The organism is Pseudomonas sp. MPB23 (genome assembly GCF_046605395.1).
Taxonomy (GTDB): domain Bacteria; phylum Pseudomonadota; class Gammaproteobacteria; order Pseudomonadales; family Pseudomonadaceae; genus Aquipseudomonas.
Genome location: NZ_CP176771.1, coordinates 3,169,072 through 3,185,246, shown reverse-complemented (window position 1 = coordinate 3,185,246; position 16,175 = coordinate 3,169,072). Strand labels below are relative to the sequence as shown.

Genomic DNA, 16,175 nt, shown 5'->3' with positions numbered 1-16,175 from the left:
GCGATGAATACTCCATTTCCCAAGACCCCCGAGTTTTCCGGCGCGCTGTATACCCCCAGCCGTGTAGAGGCCGACGTGTTCGACCTGGAGATCGAAGGCGCTGTACCTGAAGCGATCCGCGGGACCTTTTATCAGGTCTCGCCGGACCCGCAGTACCCGCCCATGCTCGGCACCGATATCTTCTTCAACGGCGACGCCATGGTCAGCGGCTTCTCCTTCGCCGATGGCAGGGTTTCGCTGCGCCGGCGCTATGTCCTCACGGATCGCTTGGTGGCCCAGCGCCGCGAGGGACGTTCGCTCAACGGCGTGTATCGCAACGTCTACACCAACGACCCCCTCGCGGCAAAAAACAACACCACGGCCAACACTTCCGTGATCCCGCACAACAACGTCCTGCTGGCACTCAAGGAAGATGCCATGCCATGGGCGCTGGACCCAGAGACCCTGGAAACCCTCGGCGAGTGGAATTTCGACGGGCAGATCGACTCAGCCACCTTCACCGCCCATCCCAAGCTCGACCCGGTGAGCGGAAACCTGCTGGCCTTCAGCTATGAAGCCAAAGGCGATGGCACCCCCGACATGGCGTATTTCGAAATTTCGCCGCAGGGCAAACTGCTGCACCAGATCTGGTTCCAGGCGCCCTACGCCGCCATGGTCCACGACTTCGCGGTCACCGAGCATTACGTGGTGTTCCCGCTGATCCCCCTGACGGTGGACGTCGAACGCATGAAACAAGGCGGCCAGCATTTCCAGTGGCAGCCCGAACTGCCGCAGTTGTTTGCGGTGGTGCCCCGCCACGGGCACGCGCAAGACGTGCGCTGGTTCAAAGGGCCCAAGGACGGCTTCCAGGGCCACACGCTTAACGCCTTCGACAAAGACGGCAAGGTCTACCTGGACATGCCAGTCACCGGCGGCAATATCTTTTACTTCTTTCCCCAGGCGGACGGTTTCGTACCGCCGCCGGAAACCCTGGCGGCGAGCCTGATGCGCTGGGTCTTTGACCTGAACGGCAGGCTGGAGGAGGTGCAGCCGCAGCCACTGACGGACTACCCCTGTGAGTTTCCCCGGTGCGATGACCGCTATATCGGTCGACCGTATGAACACGGGTTCCTGCTGGCCTTTGACCCGGAGCGCCCGTATGACCCGGCGAATGGGCCAATGCCGTTTCAGTTCTTCAACCTGCTGGCGCATGTCAACCTGACCACCGGCATCACCGATGCCTGGTTTCCTGGAGATAGCGGTTGCTTTCAGGAGCCGATTTTCATCCCCCGCTCTGCCGACGCGCCGGAAGCCGATGGCTACGTGGTCAGTTTGCTCAACCTGATTGCCGAAGGCCGCAGCGAGCTGGTGATACTGGATTCAACCGACATGGCCGCCGGCCCCATCGCACGCATCAAAGTGCCGTTTCGCATGCGCATGTCGCTGCACGGCTGCTGGGCGCCACGCTAGGTCCATAGCGCTTTTACCTCGTTCCCACCCGCGCAGGCCCGTCGCCATCCACTTGCTGGAATGGCCCGGGCCTTTTTGCGTTTGGGCTTCTATCCGATGATCGAACAGAAAAAAACGCATTTATTCCTAAATGCAGGATTTAAGCAAAAATCCCACTTTACAGGATTTATGCACAAGCCTAGATTGACCCCATCTTCCGCGCCCTTTTTCTGAGAGGACACTGCATGAAATTCGCAAGTTTTACTGTTCAGGGCCGTAGCACCTACGGCGTCGTTGACGGTGACCAGGTGATTGACCTGGAATCGGTCAAATCCACCTTCGGCGCCGACCTCAAGCAGGCCATCGCCGCCAACCGCCTGGCCGAACTGACACCGGCCCTGCTGGCCACGCTGCCACGCATGCCGTTGGCCGAAGTGGTGTTCCTGCCGGTGATCCCCAACCCAGGCAAAGTGCTCTGCATCGGCATCAACTACGCGACCCATGTGCGCGAAACCGGTCGGGAGATGCCGACCTATCCGATGATTTTCACGCGGTTCGCAGACAGTCAAACGGCGCACCTGCAACCGATCATTCGTCCGAAGGCGTCGCACAAACTGGACTTTGAAGGCGAACTGGCGGTGGTCATCGGCAAAGCGGCCCGCCACGTCAAGGCCGCCGACGCGCTGGACTATGTGGCGGGCTATGCCTGCTACAACGACGGCAGTGTGCGCGATTGGCAGAAGCACACCATTCAGTTCGTGCCGGGCAAGAACTTCCCGAATACCGGCGGTTTCGGTCCCTGGCTGGTGACCGGCGATGAAATCGGCGACCCGCAGGACCTCGAATTGACCACACGGCTGAACGGCGAAGTGATGCAACACACCCGTACCAGCGACATGATTTTCGACGTGCGCCACCTGATCGAATACTGCTCCACCTTCACTGAACTGGCGCCCGGCGACGTGATTGTCAGCGGCACCACGGGGGGCGTCGGCGCGTTCCGCGAACCGCCGGTGTGGATGAAACCCGGCGACAGCGTTGAGATCGAAATCTCGGGCATCGGCATCCTGCGTAACAGCATCGCTGACGAGCAATAAGCCATGACCTCATTGCCAACGTCGGAGCACCCGCCAGAGCAGGAGGCCGACCTCAAGGGTTCGAGCCTGGAGCGCATGTTGCGGGTCCTGGATTTGTTCACCGAGGCCAGCCCGATCTGGGCGGTCGACGAGATGGGTGCCGCGCTGGGCTACACGCGGTCGACCATCTACCGCTACGTGCGCGAGTTGGCCGAGGCGAACCTGCTGTTTCAGGTCGAAGCCGGGCGCTACGCACTGGGCGCGCGAATTATCACCTGGGACCGTCAACTGCGTCTGAGCGACCCGCTGGTGCGTGCTGCGCAGGCCCTGGAGCAGGACCTGCCACGCTGGAGCGAGCAACAGGTGTGGCTGATCTGCCGGCTGTTCAAGGACCAGGTGGTGTGTATCCACCAACACGGCGACTTGTTCAGCGAGGTCAGCTACTCCCGCGGTTCACCCAGGCCGCTGTTCCTCGGCGCGACCTCGAAGGCGATCCTCGCCAACATGACGTCGCGCCAGCACAGTCAGCTGTTTCTGGAAAACCCCGATGAAGTGCGCGCCAGCCATCTGGGACAGACCTGGGAACAATTCCGCCGCTCACTGCAGCAACTGCGCCGCCAGGGCTACGTCGCCAGCGCGGCTGAAATTGATCCCGGCGTCTATGGCCTGGCGGCACCGATCTTCGACAACGACGGCAAGGTGGTCGGCAGCATCAGTTGCCTGCGTCCGATTCAGGAGCGCGACAACGCCCAGGAAGCGCAACAAGGGGCACAAATGCAGGCCCTCGCGCAGGCGTTGTCGCAGCGCATGGCGACGCTCACCCACCGCCCCGCGTAGCCAGACTGAAAACTTTGGAAGGGAACAACAATGACAACCCTCAACAGCTTCAGCACCCAAGTCCTGATCATCGGTGCCGGCCCGACTGGCCTGACCCTGGCCAACCTGCTTGGCCAGGCTAATGTGGACACCCTGATCATCGACCGCAAACCCGGCACCGTGACCGAACCTCGCGCCGTCTCGATCGACGATGAATCCTTGCGCACCATGCAAGCCATCGGGTTGGATGACGCCGTGTTGCGCGATGTGGTGCCCGGCTATGGCGTGCATTACTTCACCCGCGCGGGCGGGCGTTGCTTCGGCAAGGTCGAGCCGACCGGCAAGGTCTATGGCTTCCCCAAGCGCAATGCGTTTCGACAACCGCTGTTCGAAAACACGCTTAAAACCGGCCTTGAGCGTTTTGCCAGCGTCACAGCGCGCTTCAATCACGAACTGCTGGAGTTCACTCAAGACCCGCACGGCGTACGCGCGCTGGTTCGGGATGCCGATGGCCAACTGATCGACGTCAAGGCCCATTACCTGATCGCCTGCGACGGCGGCCGCAGCTCGGTGCGTAAGCAGCTCGGGATCGAGATGGTGGGGTCGAGCTTTTCCTCGCGCTGGCTGGTGGTCGATACCGACCAGGATGACGACCCCTTCTGGCAGACCCGCGTGTACTGCGATGCCAGGCGTCCGGTGGTCGAGGTACCCGGCCCGCACCGTACGCGGCGCTTCGAGTTTCTGGTCAAGCCGGGCGAGACCGATGCGCAGGTGCTGAGCCCCGAATGTCTGCACACACTGCTTCGTCCGTTCAAGGGCGATGCCCCGGTGTCCATCGTGCGCAAGACGGTCTATACCTTTCATGCCCGCATTGCCGAGCGTTGGCAGGTCGGCCGCGTATTTCTCGCCGGCGATGCCGCGCACTTGACCCCGCCCTACGCTGGGCAAGGGATGAACAGCGGCGTTCGCGATGCCCATAATCTGGGCTGGAAGCTGGTCGCCGTGCTCAAGGGCCAACTGGCCGCGAACGCCCTGCTGTCCTACGAAAGCGAGCGGCGCGACCATGCCTGGGCCTTGATCAAGCTGGCCCTGAACCTTGGTGTGGTCATGGCGCCAGCCACCGTGCTGCGGGCTCGCCTGATCAGCGCGGCATTCGCGGTCATCGGCCTGGTGCCGCCACTGCGCGATTATTTCCTGCAAATGCGCTTCAAGCCCAAACCGCGCTTTACCAAAGGCCTGGTATTGCCCGAAGGCAAGGCCGGGAAGCTGGCCTGCGGGCAAATGTTTCCTCAGCCGTTACTGACCGATGCCCAAGGCCGCGCTCACCTGCTGGACACGACCATCGGTGCCGGCTTTGCCCTGATCCAATATGGCGACCCGACCCACCCACGTATCGATGAACTGCGGCACGGTCTTTGGGACCACCTGGAGGCCAAACGCATCCTGATCCTGCCCGCGCACGTTCGGACGCTGCCGTCGATCCCCGGCTGCACCGTGCTGCAAGACCGTGAGAATGCGCTCAAGGACCTGCTCGGCGACAGCCAGAAGTTTCTGCTGCTGCGCCCCGATCGCTATATCGCGGCCATCTTCGAGATGGCCACGCAAGACCCGGTTGCCGATGCATTGCAGTCGCTGTTCGGCATCACCCTGACGAACAACTGCTCGGATCAGCCAGACATGGCGCCCGTCTACCCCTGAACCTTCAGCCCCAGAGGTGTTTATGCAAACCTTGCAGACTTCCACCCCCGCCCGCCTGTGTTACCTGCACCTGGCAAGCAAAGCGCCACAGCAGCAAGTCGATTTCTATCGGCGCCTGCTGGACATGGACAGCCAGGCGCAGGCTGATGGCAGCTGGCTGCTCCAGGGCCCGCAACGGGCCATGCTGGTTTCGCCCGCCGACCATAGCGGCCTGCTCGCCGCAGCTTATGACCTGGGCAACCCCGCCAGCTTGGACCTGCTGCGCGCACGCCTGATCGAACGCGGCTGCGCGATTGACGCTATCGACTCGCCGCTGCTCGAAGCGGGTGCCTTCCAGATCCGCGACCCGCAGGGCCGGCAAACATTGTTTGGGGTATCCCGCGGCACACCGCGAAGCGCCCGCCCTGGCATGCCGGGGCGCTTGCAGCATGTGGTCTTCCAGACCACGGAACTGGAAGCGATGATCGACTTCTACGTCAACACGGTGGGGTTCACCGTTTCGGACACTGTCGTCGACGAGCAGAGCGGCCAGCTCACCACGTGTTTTCTGCGCTCGGACGATGAGCACCATTCCCTGGCGTTTTTCCGCGGGTCGAAGAACGAATGGGATCACCATTGTTATGAAACCAACGAATGGAATGACATTCGGGACTGGGGTGATCGCTTCGCCAAGGAACGTATCACCTTATTCTTCGGGCCTGGCCGGCATGGCCCGGGTAACAACCTGTTCTTCATGGTGGTCGACGCCGATCGCAACCGCCTGGAGTTCTCCGCCGAGCTGGAAATCACCGAGGCCTCGCGCCCGGCAGGCGTCTGGCCTCAGGAGGAATACACCCTCAATTCCTGGGGCCGCGCATGGATCCGTAGCTGAATACGCACAACTTACAGGGGCTGCCCTACCCCACCCTCAACCGACGCGGCTATCTGCCTAAAAGGTAAGACGATGACAACTACAACAATCGCGGCTTACGCCATCAACGGCGACCAATACATCAACGGCACCTGGCGCGCAGGCCGGTCTACACGACGCCTGGACGACCGCAACCCCTTCAACGGCGAACAACTGCTGGAAATGCCCCTGGCCTCAGTGGCCGACCTGGACGACGCCTACCAGGCCGCCCAACGCGCGCAAACCGGCTGGGCAGCGCTGCACCCGACCCAGCGCAGCGCGCAGTTGGACAAGCTCGCTCAGGTCATCCAGAACCGCAGCGAAGAAATCATCGACTGGCTGATCCGCGAGTCCGGCAGTACCCGTATCAAAGCGGGCATGGAATGGCAGTTCACCCTCAACCTGGTACGCGAGTGCGCAACGCTGCCGATGCAGGTCGAGGGCCGGATCCTGAGCAGCTACAAGCCTGGCGAACAGAGCTTTGTGTTTCGCGAGCCGCTGGGCGTGGTCGGGGTGATCAGCCCGTGGAATTTCCCGCTGTACCTGAGCATGCGCTCGGTGGTGCCGGCCCTTGCGCTGGGCAATACCGTGGTGCTCAAGCCCGCCAGTGATACGGCGGTCACCGGCGGCCTGTTGATTGCCCATCTGTTCGAAGAAGCCGGGTTCCCGGCGGGCGCGCTGAATGTGGTGGTCGGCGCGGGTTCGGAGATCGGTGATGCGTTCGTCGAGCACCCGATACCGAGCCTGATCTCCTTCACCGGCTCCACCGACGTGGGGCGCAATGTCGGGCGCATCGCCACCGGCGGCAAGCACATCAAGCGCGTGGCCCTGGAGTTGGGCGGTAACGCACCGCTGGTGGTGCTGGACGATGCGGACATCGAGATCGCGGCGCATGCCGCGGTGGTCGGGCGCTTCTTGCATCAAGGCCAGATCTGCATGAGCGTCAACCGGGTCATTGTCGATCGCTCGCTGTACGCCGACTTCGCGGCGCTGGTGGTCGAACGGGTGCGCAATCTCAAGACCGGTGACCCGGCCAAGGCCGACACGGTGATCGGGCCAGTGGTCAACCAAAGCCAGCTCGATGGCCTGCTGGGGAAGATCGACGCCGCCGAACATGCCGGTCTCAAGCAGTTGTGTGGCGGCCCGGCCCAAGGCCTGGTGCTACCGGCCCATGTCTTCGGCGAAGTGAGCCCCGACCACGCCTTGGCCCACGATGAAACCTTCGGGCCGTTGCTGCCGCTGCTGATCGCCGACAACCAGGCCCATGCCCTGGAGTTGGCCAACGCAAGCGAGTACGGTCTGTCCAGTGCGGTGTTTACCCGAGACATGGCGCGCGGCCTGAGCTTTGCCCGTGGCATCGTGGCGGGCATGACCCATATCAACGACATCACCGTCGACGATCAGCCCAACGCACCGTTCGGCGGCGAAAAGAACTCCGGCCTTGGGCGCTTTAACGGTCACTATGCCCTGGACGAGTTTACCCGCGCCCATTGGGTCACCTGGCAAGCCGGGGGCCATCACTACCCGTTCTAATCGTCTGGACCGGGCAAGGCTCACCCCTTGCCCCGTCAGCCCAAAACAAAAAACAAAAGGCGAAACAATGAATAATCTAGCCTGTGTGTCCACCGATCAGGTCGTTCACTCTGATCGACTGATGAAGTGGAAAGAGTTCATGAGCGATCACCTGGGCCGCACGCCGGACTATATAAAACGCCTGGAAGCCACCAACATCGACCCGTTGCACAACGGTAACTTCCAGGGACGTCTGGAATACGGCGACCTGGGCCATCTGCGTTTCTGCCGCATGACGGCCAGTGCCCATCGCTATTCACGCCACTTGAGCAAGGCACTCGATGTCCGCGACACTCCGCGAATGTTGATCCTGCAAGTCGCCGGCGTCAGTCACTTCGAGCAAGACCAGCACAGCAGCACCGTCGCGCCGGACGAAATGCTGCTGGTCGACTGCGGCAAACCCTTCAGCGTCACCAGTACCCAGGGCTGCGAGCACTTTATCCTGCTGTTCCAGGGCTCCGCCGGGCAACTGACGCAGACCGGCGACATGCACCTGAGCGGTCGCAACGGATTGGGGCGCATGCTGATGCACTTGATCAGCGACGCTTACCATCAATATCCGTTACTCAACAGCCAGTCGGCCGGGCTGATTGGCGACAGTATCGCGGGGCTGCTGAACAATGCGCTGAAGAACAAGCAAGATGAAAAGCAACTGGACCATGACTTCCGTTTCTTCAAACAGAATCGCCTCAAGGCGTATATCGAGCGGCACCTGGCGGACCGCGACCTGAGCATAGAACGCATCGCCAACGCCGAGCAGTGTTCGGTGCGCAGCTTGCACCGGGCCTTTCAAGATGAGCTGGGGTGCAGCGTCAGCGAGTACATCTGGCAGCGTCGGTTGTCCCGTTGCGCCGAGGACCTGCGCAACCACGAACAGGCCCATCGCTCCCTCACCGAGATTGCTTATGCCTGGGGCTACGGCAGCAGTTCCCACTTCAGCCGACATTTCAAATCCACCTTCGGCATGTCGCCGCGGCTGTTTCGTGAAACCGCCAGCGACGCCCGCGTGAAATCCACGGCGGCATGACGCCAATCGCCCATCAGAGCCGAGACTCTGATGGGCGACACACCGGGATCACAAGGTCAAAACGCACCGATCAAAAGTCGTCCTTTACGTTGCCATCCTTAATCTTGAACTCACGGCTTTGCAGATAAACACTGCGGATAAAGTTGTACTTATCGCCGGTGATGAGCTTTTCGGATTTTATGTATTGAGCGCGTCCGTCGATCAGGCCCACACCGTACAGGCTGTTGCGCGTGGGGACATCGCCGATGTAGCGAACCGGGTTGGCGTAGGCATCGGGGACCAGGGCCGGCGCATCGCGAAGCGTGCTTGGCCCCAAGAGCGGCAAGACAAGATAAGGGCCGCTATCCACACCCCAATAGCCGAGGGTTTGGCCGAAATCCTCGTCACTGCGCTGCAGTCCCATCGGCGTCGCGACGTCGACCAATCCCACCAGGCCAAGGGTGCTGTTAAGTAAGAGCCGACTCGTATCCACCCCGGCACGGTAAAACTTGGCTTGCAGCAAATTGTTCGCCAGATTTCCGACATCCCCCAGGTTGTTGAAAAAATGATGAATGCCGTCCTGTGCCAAACGGGGAGTGACCCATTGATAGCCCTGGGCAAGTGGTTTCAGGGCATAGGTATCCAAGGTGTCGTTGAACGAGAAGATCGGCCGGTTGATGCGCTCCCATGGATCCTTGTCGGTGGCCCCATGGGAAAGGGGTGAAAGCGTGATGAAACCGGCGCAGGTCAGTACCTGGATGCAACGGCTTAACGTGGAACGATAGGCACACATGTTGATTTCCCATTGAATGAAGTAAGCCGGTTTGGTGCGCGCAAGTCGTTCCATCGCTGCGAGGCTGTGTGCGGGTGGCAGAGCCATTTCCCATGGGCGGTCAATTCCAACCGCCCCCTAATACTTTGTACAACGTGATGCGATTACTCTGCTCGGTCAGGCGCAGGGTGATCAGGTCCTGTTGCGCGCTGTAGAGCGAGCGCTGCGCATCCAAGGCTTCCAGGTAGCTTTTCGACCCGCCCCGATACAACGCATCCGAGAGTTCGAAGCTTTTGCGGCTGGCGTCGGTCAGTGCCTGTTGTGCGGCGATACGACGATCCAGGGTGCTACGTACAGCCAGTGCGTCGGCCACTTCGCGGAACGCGGTCTGCAGGGTCTGCTGATACGTCTGTATCTGGATGTCGCGCTCGACCTTGGCCGAATCCAAGGTCGCGCGGTTACTCCCGCCATCGAAAATCGGCACGCTGATGCTCGGTGCAAAGGTCCAGGCACCGCTGCCGGATTTGAACAGGCCGGCCAACGCCGCACTGGACGAGCCAGCGTTGGCGGTCAGGCTGATGCTGGGGTAGAACGCCGCACGGGCGGCGCCGATGTCGATGTTGGCCGACTTGAGCGTGTGCTCCGCCGACAACACATCCGGGCGTTGTTGCAACAGGCTCGAAGGCAGGCCCGCCGGTATGTCCACCAGCACCGCCGCCGATTCCAAGTGCGTGCCCGGCAGGAGCGCTTCGGGAAGGTCACTGCCGACCAACAGGCGCAAGGCATTGCGGTCCTGCAGAATCTGGCTCTCGTAGGACGCCACATCGCCGCGCGCCGACTCGACGGTGGTCTGGGCTTGCGCCACCGACAACGCGGAGGAGCCGCCCAGGGCATAGCTACGCTGGGTCAGGTCGTAGGTGGCCAATTGGCTGGTCAGGGTTTCCTGGGCCAGCAATAGCCGTTCGTTGTCGGCGGCCAGGGTCAGCCAGGCGGTGGCCACTTCGGCCACCAGGCTGATTTGCGTGCTGCGTCGGGTTTCCGTCAGCGCCAGGTAGTTTTCCAGCGCTTCGTCGCGAAGGTTGCGGACCCGGCCAAACACGTCCAGTTCATAACTGCTCAGGCCCAATTGCGCGCTGTAATCGTGGCTGGTGACCGCCGTACCGGTGTTGGACAGCGACCCAGGCGTACGGCTATGGGTGCCGCTGACGCTCGCATCGATGGTAGGAAACAGGTCTGCGCGCTTGATGCGGTATTGCGCCTGCGCTTTTTCAACATTCAGGCTGGCCAGGCGCAAGTCGCGGTTATTGGCCAGCGCCAACGCCTGCAACTGCGCCAGGCGGCTGTCGGTGAAGAACTGTTGCCATTTCACATCAGCACCCACCTGCCCTTTCGGCAGGTTGGCCGCCGGCAGCCATTGGCCGGAGACGGGTGCTTCAGGACGCTCATACTGGGGCGCCAGGTTGACGCAGCCCCCCAGGACCATGGCGGCCAGCAAAGGCCAGTGAGACTTGATCATGCATCACCTGTCGGGGCAGATTGGTTAGCGCTGCGCTCGCCGCCAAAACGGCGGCGGATCAGCACAAAAAACAGCGGGACCAAGAAGATCCCCAGCACCGTGGCGCTGAACATGCCGCCCAGTACGCCCGTACCGATGGCCTGGCGCCCGGCAGAGCCTGCGCCGGTACTCAAGGCCAGCGGCAGCACGCCGAACATAAAGGCCAGGGACGTCATCAGGATCGGCCGCAAGCGTTGGCGCACGGCGATCAGCGTCGCGTCGATCAGGCTGTTGCCCTGCTCTTGCAGGTGCTTGGCGAACTCCACGATCAGGATCGCGTTCTTCGCGGCCAGGCCCACGGTGGTCAACAGCCCCACCTGGAAATACACGTCGTTGCTCAACCCGGCGACGCGGGTCGCCAGCACGGCACCGATCACCCCCAGGGGCACCACCAGAATCACCGAGAACGGCACCGACCAACTCTCGTAGAGCGCGGCCAGGCACAGGAACACAAACAAGACGGAGATGGCATAGAGCAGCGGGGCCTGGGACCCGGACAGTCGCAGTTGATAGGACTGCCCGGTCCATTCGTAGCCGATGCCCTGGGGCAATTGCCGGACGATGGCCTCCACTGCGTCCATGGCATCCCCGGCACTTACCCCCGGCGCGGGGTCACCGACGATTTCCAGCGAGGCGTTACCGTTGTAGCGCTCCAGTAACGGTGAACCGTAGCTCCAGGCGCTGCTGGCAAACGATGAGAACGGCACCATTTCATTGTCGCTGTTGCGCACAAACCAATGATCCAGGTCGGCGGCCTGCATGCGCGAGGATGCCTGGCCCTGCACATAGACTTTTTTCACCCGGCCCTGGTTGAGAAAGTCATTCACGTAAGTGCCGCCCAATGCCGTCGACAACGTGGTGTTGATGTCGCTGGTACTCAGGCTCAGGGCCCCGGCCTTGCGGTCGTCAATGCTGACCTTGAGTTGCGGTGCATCGTCCAGGCCGTTGCTGCGCACTCCGAGCAAGCGTGGATCTTTTCTGGCCAGCTCAAGAAACTGTTCACGGGCCGCCACCAGCGCATCATGGCCCAGGCCACCGAGGTCCTTGAGTTGCAGGTCGAACCCCGAGCTCTGGCCCAGACCGCGGACGGTCGGCGGTTGCATGACGAAAGCGTCGGCATCGCCGATGCTGGCCAGTGCCATGGTCGCTCGCTGGGCAATCGCGGCCGCACTCTGGCCGCGACCACCGCGTTCGGCCCAGTCCTTGAGGCGAATAAACGCCCGCGCGGTGTTCTGGCTGTTGCCCCCCATGCCCAACCCACTGATGCTGATCATCGCTTCGACTTCGGGCTGTTTGAGGATGTAGTCCTCGAACTGCTTGACCACCGCCTGTGTACGGCTGTCGGTCGCGCCCACCGGCAACTGGATCTGCGCCAGGAGGATCCCTTGGTCTTCGTCCGGCAGGAATGAAGTGGCCAGGCTCATGTAGCCCACCGCCATGATCACCAGCACCCCGCCATAGAGCAGCAGACTGCGTACCCAATGCCGCAGCACCGCCCCGACCCAGCGCTCATAACCGGCGCTGGCACGCTCGAAGGTGCGGTTGAACCAGCCGAAAAACCCGCGCTGGGCACCATGCCCGTGACCGTCGCGGATCTTGAGCAACGATGCACAGAGCGCGGGTGTCAGGGTCATGGCCACCAACACCGAGAGGACCATGGCCGAGACAATGGTCACGGAAAACTGCCGATAGATAATCCCGGTGGAGCCGCCGAAAAACGCCATGGGGATAAACACCGCGCTCAGTACCAGGGTGATGCCCACCAGCGCGCTGCTGATTTCCCCCATTGATTGACGCGTGGCAGCCACGGGCGATAACCCCTCGCCCATCAGCCGCTCGACGTTCTCCACCACCACAATGGCGTCGTCCACCAGCAGGCCGATCGCCAGGACCATGGCAAACATCGTCAAGGTGTTGATCGAGTAGCCAAACATCGCCAGCACACCGAACGTGCCCAGCAGCACCACCGGCACGGTAATCGCGGGGATCAGCGTCGCGCGCAGGTTTTGCAGGAACAGAAACATGATCAACACCACCAGCACGATGGCCTCGCCCAAGGCTTTGACCACTTCCTCGATGGACAGGCTGACAAACGGCGTGGTGTCGTAGGCAATCACGTTTTTAAGTTGCATTTCGCTCGGGTAGAACGGCTCCATCTCTTTGAGCTTGGCCTTGACCGCCTTGCCGACGTTCAGCGCATTGGCGCCTGCCGCCAACTGCACCCCCATGGCGGCGGCGGGCTTGCCGTTGAGGGCGGTGCTGATGTCGTAGCTTTCACTGCCCAATTCCAAGGTCGCGACATCGCCCAGCAGCACGACGGCGCCGTCGCTGTTGGACTTGACCACCACGTTGCGAAACTCGTCGACCGTCTGCAGTTTGCTGCGGGCGCTGATCGTGGCGTTCAACTGCTGCCCCTTGATCGCCGGCAAGCCACCGAGCTGGCCAGCGGAGACTTCGGTGTTCTGCGCTTCCAGGGCACTGCTGATGTCTGACGGCATCAGCGCGTATTTTTCCAGCAGGGCCGGGTCCAGCCAGATACGCATGGCGTAGCCTGATCCCAGGGTCTGCACATCGCCGACGCCGTCGATGCGGCTGATGGAGTCCAGCAAGGTGGTGGAAATGTAGTCGCCGATCTGGGTGCCGGTCACGCTGGGGTCATCCGACGCCAGGGCGACAATCATCAAGAAGTCCGAACCGCCCTTGGTCACGGTCAGGCCTTCGCTCTGTACCGATTGCGGCAGTCTCGACTCGGCCTGTTGCAGCTTGTTCTGCACCTGCATCTGGGCCACATCCGGGTCGGTGCCGGCGGTAAAGGTCAGACTGATGCTGGCACTGCCCGCCGAACTGCTGGTGGCGGACATGTAGGTCAGGTTATCCAGGCCTTTCATCTGCTGTTCGATGACCTGGGTCACCGAGTCTTCCACGGTCTTGGCCGAAGCCCCGGTGTAAGTCGCGGAAATCTTCACCGTGGGCGGCGCAATGTCCGGGTATTGCTCCAGCGGCAACTGGCTGATGGACAGGCTGCCACCGAGCATGATCACGATGGCGATGACCCAGGCGAAAATCGGTCGATCAATAAAAAAACTTGCCACGCTCAACCCTCCTTCACTGGAGTGGACGGTGTGGCCGCTTGAGCATTGGCGTCCTGCACTTGCACGGCGGCGCCGGCACGGACTTTTTGTCCACCCTCGACGATCAACTGATCACCTGCCTTCAGACCCGAAGTGACCCACCATTGATTACCTATCGCGCGATCGAGGGTCAGCTCACGTTGTTCGACCTTGCCGTCGACCACCAGCAACGCCGTGGTCACACCGCTGGCACTGCGGGTCACGGCTTTTTGCGGAATCAGAATGGCCTGGTCATCGCGCGCCTGCTCCAGCACCGCGCGTACATACATGCCCGGCAGCAGCAGGTGATCGGGGTTGGCGAAGACAGCGCGCAGGGTCACGGTGCCCGTGCCCTCGTTGACGCTGATACCGCTGACCTTGAGCCGCCCCGGCTGGTTGTAGGTGCTGCCGTCGTCCAGCTTCAGGCTGATCGATGCCTCGCCATCGCCATTGGACTGCAACACGCCGCTGGCCAAGTCACGCTTGAGCCGCAGCAGTTCCGTGGTTGATTGGGTAACGTCCACATAGATCGGATCGAGTTGCTGCACCGTGGTCAATGCGCTGTCCTGATTGGCCACCACCAGCGCCCCTGGGGTCACCGTGGAGGTTTCAATCCGTCCGCTGACCGGCGAGGTAATGCGTGTGTAAGCCAGGTTGATCCGCGCGGTTTGCACTTCGGCCTCGGCGACCTGCACGTCGGCGGCGGCGGTCAGCAAGGTCGCTTGGGCGTCCTCGTTATCTTGCTGACTGATGGCATTGATCTTCACCAGTTCGGTATCGCGCTTGGCGGTGGCCTGCGCTGATTTAAGCGTGGCGCGGTACTTGGCCAGGCTCGCCTGGGACTGCGCCAGCGCGGCCGTATAGGACGCCGCATCCAATTGGTACAGCGCTTGCCCGACCTTGACGTCCGCCCCCTCGACAAACAAACGCCGCTGCACGATGCCGCCGACTTGCGGACGAATCTGCGCCACCATAAAGGCCTGAGTGCGCCCCGCAAGCTCAGTGGTCAACACTTGGCTCTGGGGCTTGATGCTGATCACCGAGACCTTGGGAGTGATCGCTTCAGGCGCCGGCTCACCACCGGAACAACCGCCCAGCAGGACCAGAATGAACAAGGACAGGCAAACCGCAGCGGTCACCAGGTATTTGGCAAAAATTTTCGTCGACATAGCGGCCTCTGCAAGACGGGATGGCTTGAGTCAGCGCCATCCTGCAGGGCAAATGTGCAGGAAAATTGAAGATTTCCCGGCAGGCCTACCTTCATGACGTTGAGTCTCGCCACCTGGCCGAAGGCAAAACTGCGTCAGGTCGACTCGGTGAGTCCTATCGCGTTTTCAGCGACCACTTCGCCGATTTTGTCTATCAACGCCTACGCGGCTATTGCGGTGGCCTTCGTCTATTGCGCGCCACAGTCAACCAACTGTCGGGCCAGCAACACAACTTCATCAACACTGTCACTCGACAGACACTTGCACTTAACCAAACCGGTTTAAAACCCTTTAAAAACAGCAGGTTAAAGTCTGGCACAAAGCCTGCACCATGGCCTTGTGCTTCCCTGCATACCGAATGTACGGACGTGGCGGAGCGACCCCCTATCGGCGTTGGTAAAACGCTGTCCGTTATATCTGGAATCAAGGAAGTGCTTTATGCAATACCGCTGGCTAAGACGAACAACCCTTGGCGCCCTGCTATGTGTCGCGGCACCACTGGTCTACGCAGAAAGTCCGTGGCAAGTGCGTGTAGGCATCAGTGACATTGTGCCGACCTCCGACCCTGGCAACATCTCCCCCGGGACGATAGACATCAATAGCTCTGTCGGGCCCACCTTCAATATCGCCTACTTCCTCACACCCAACTGGGCCATCGACGTACTGGGCGGCCTACCGTTCAAGCACGACATCAAGCTCAACGGCGACAAGGTTGGCAGCACCCGCCACTTGCCGCCGATTGTTTCTCTGCAGTACCACTTTTTGCCCGGCGCCAAAGTGCAGCCCTTCGTAGGCGTAGGTGTCAATTACACCTACTTCTTCGACGAGCACCTGGACAACGGCGCCAAACTCGAGCTCTCCGACTCGTGGGGCGCAGCCTTTCAGGCCGGAGTGGATGTCGCCATCGACGAACACTGGAGTCTGGGCGCCGATGTGCGTTACGCGAAGATCAACAGCGAGGTAAGAATCGCTGGCACCAAGGTCGGCAGTGTCGATGTCGACCCCACCATCTACAGCTTCAATCTCGGCTACCGCTTCTAAAGGA

General features: G+C 61.5%; 12 protein-coding genes. 8 read left to right on the top strand and 4 right to left on the bottom strand.

The features are described 5' to 3' along the window. The first annotated feature begins 3 nt into the window (after positions 1-3). The 7 genes from ACLH0J_RS14860 to ACLH0J_RS14830 all read left to right on the top strand — a co-directional run bounded on the left by ACLH0J_RS14860 (position 4) and on the right by ACLH0J_RS14830 (position 8,506). Positions 4-1,449, top strand: coding sequence for a carotenoid oxygenase family protein (locus ACLH0J_RS14860; RefSeq protein WP_411392568.1), 1,446 nt, complete (start codon positions 4-6; stop codon positions 1,447-1,449). A 224-nt stretch (positions 1,450-1,673) separates the two neighbouring features. Next, the gene (locus ACLH0J_RS14855) at positions 1,674-2,525 is read left to right on the top strand and encodes a fumarylacetoacetate hydrolase family protein (protein WP_411392567.1); all 852 of its coding nucleotides are present in this window, start codon (positions 1,674-1,676) and stop codon (positions 2,523-2,525) included. Between the two features lie 3 nt (positions 2,526-2,528). Next, positions 2,529-3,341: an IclR family transcriptional regulator gene (locus tag ACLH0J_RS14850; protein ID WP_411392566.1), complete on the top strand. Its 813-nt coding sequence runs from the start codon at positions 2,529-2,531 to the stop codon at positions 3,339-3,341. Between the two features lie 30 nt (positions 3,342-3,371). Then, entirely contained in the window at positions 3,372-5,018 is a 1,647-nt protein-coding gene (locus ACLH0J_RS14845) for a bifunctional 3-(3-hydroxy-phenyl)propionate/3-hydroxycinnamic acid hydroxylase (RefSeq protein WP_411392565.1), read from the top strand. A 22-nt stretch (positions 5,019-5,040) separates the two neighbouring features. Then, entirely contained in the window at positions 5,041-5,889 is an 849-nt protein-coding gene (locus ACLH0J_RS14840) for a VOC family protein (RefSeq protein ID WP_411392564.1), read from the top strand. Between the two features lie 72 nt (positions 5,890-5,961). Continuing rightward, positions 5,962-7,440 (top strand): aldehyde dehydrogenase family protein, encoded by a 1,479-nt coding sequence (locus ACLH0J_RS14835; RefSeq protein WP_411392563.1) that lies wholly within the window; start codon positions 5,962-5,964, stop codon positions 7,438-7,440. A gap of 67 nt (positions 7,441-7,507) precedes the next feature. Then, entirely contained in the window at positions 7,508-8,506 is a 999-nt protein-coding gene (locus ACLH0J_RS14830; protein ID WP_411392562.1) for a helix-turn-helix domain-containing protein, read from the top strand. Between the two features lie 70 nt (positions 8,507-8,576). Here ACLH0J_RS14830 and ACLH0J_RS14825 read toward each other — a convergent pair whose 3' ends face one another. From ACLH0J_RS14825 to ACLH0J_RS14810, 4 genes are all read right to left on the bottom strand, one after another. Continuing rightward, positions 8,577-9,278 carry a VacJ family lipoprotein gene (locus ACLH0J_RS14825; RefSeq protein ID WP_411392827.1) on the bottom strand — a complete coding sequence of 234 codons (702 nt, stop codon included), beginning with the start codon at positions 9,276-9,278 and terminating at the stop codon, positions 8,577-8,579. Between the two features lie 100 nt (positions 9,279-9,378). Next, positions 9,379-10,773 carry an efflux transporter outer membrane subunit gene (locus tag ACLH0J_RS14820; protein WP_411392561.1) on the bottom strand — a complete coding sequence of 465 codons (1,395 nt, stop codon included), beginning with the start codon at positions 10,771-10,773 and terminating at the stop codon, positions 9,379-9,381. Continuing rightward, the gene (locus ACLH0J_RS14815; RefSeq protein ID WP_411392560.1) at positions 10,770-13,904 is read right to left on the bottom strand and encodes an efflux RND transporter permease subunit; all 3,135 of its coding nucleotides are present in this window, start codon (positions 13,902-13,904) and stop codon (positions 10,770-10,772) included. Before ACLH0J_RS14815 ends, ACLH0J_RS14820 begins: the two co-directional genes overlap by 4 nt. Positions 13,905-13,906: 2 nt before the next feature. After that, on the bottom strand, positions 13,907-15,091 hold the full coding sequence (locus tag ACLH0J_RS14810; protein WP_411392559.1) for an efflux RND transporter periplasmic adaptor subunit: 1,185 nt from the start codon (positions 15,089-15,091) through the stop codon (positions 13,907-13,909). 477 nt (positions 15,092-15,568) lie between these two features. Here ACLH0J_RS14810 and ACLH0J_RS14805 point away from each other — a divergent pair, with 477 nt between their 5' ends. Further along, positions 15,569-16,171 (top strand): OmpW/AlkL family protein, encoded by a 603-nt coding sequence (locus tag ACLH0J_RS14805; RefSeq protein WP_411392558.1) that lies wholly within the window; start codon positions 15,569-15,571, stop codon positions 16,169-16,171. Positions 16,172-16,175 lie beyond the last annotated feature (4 nt).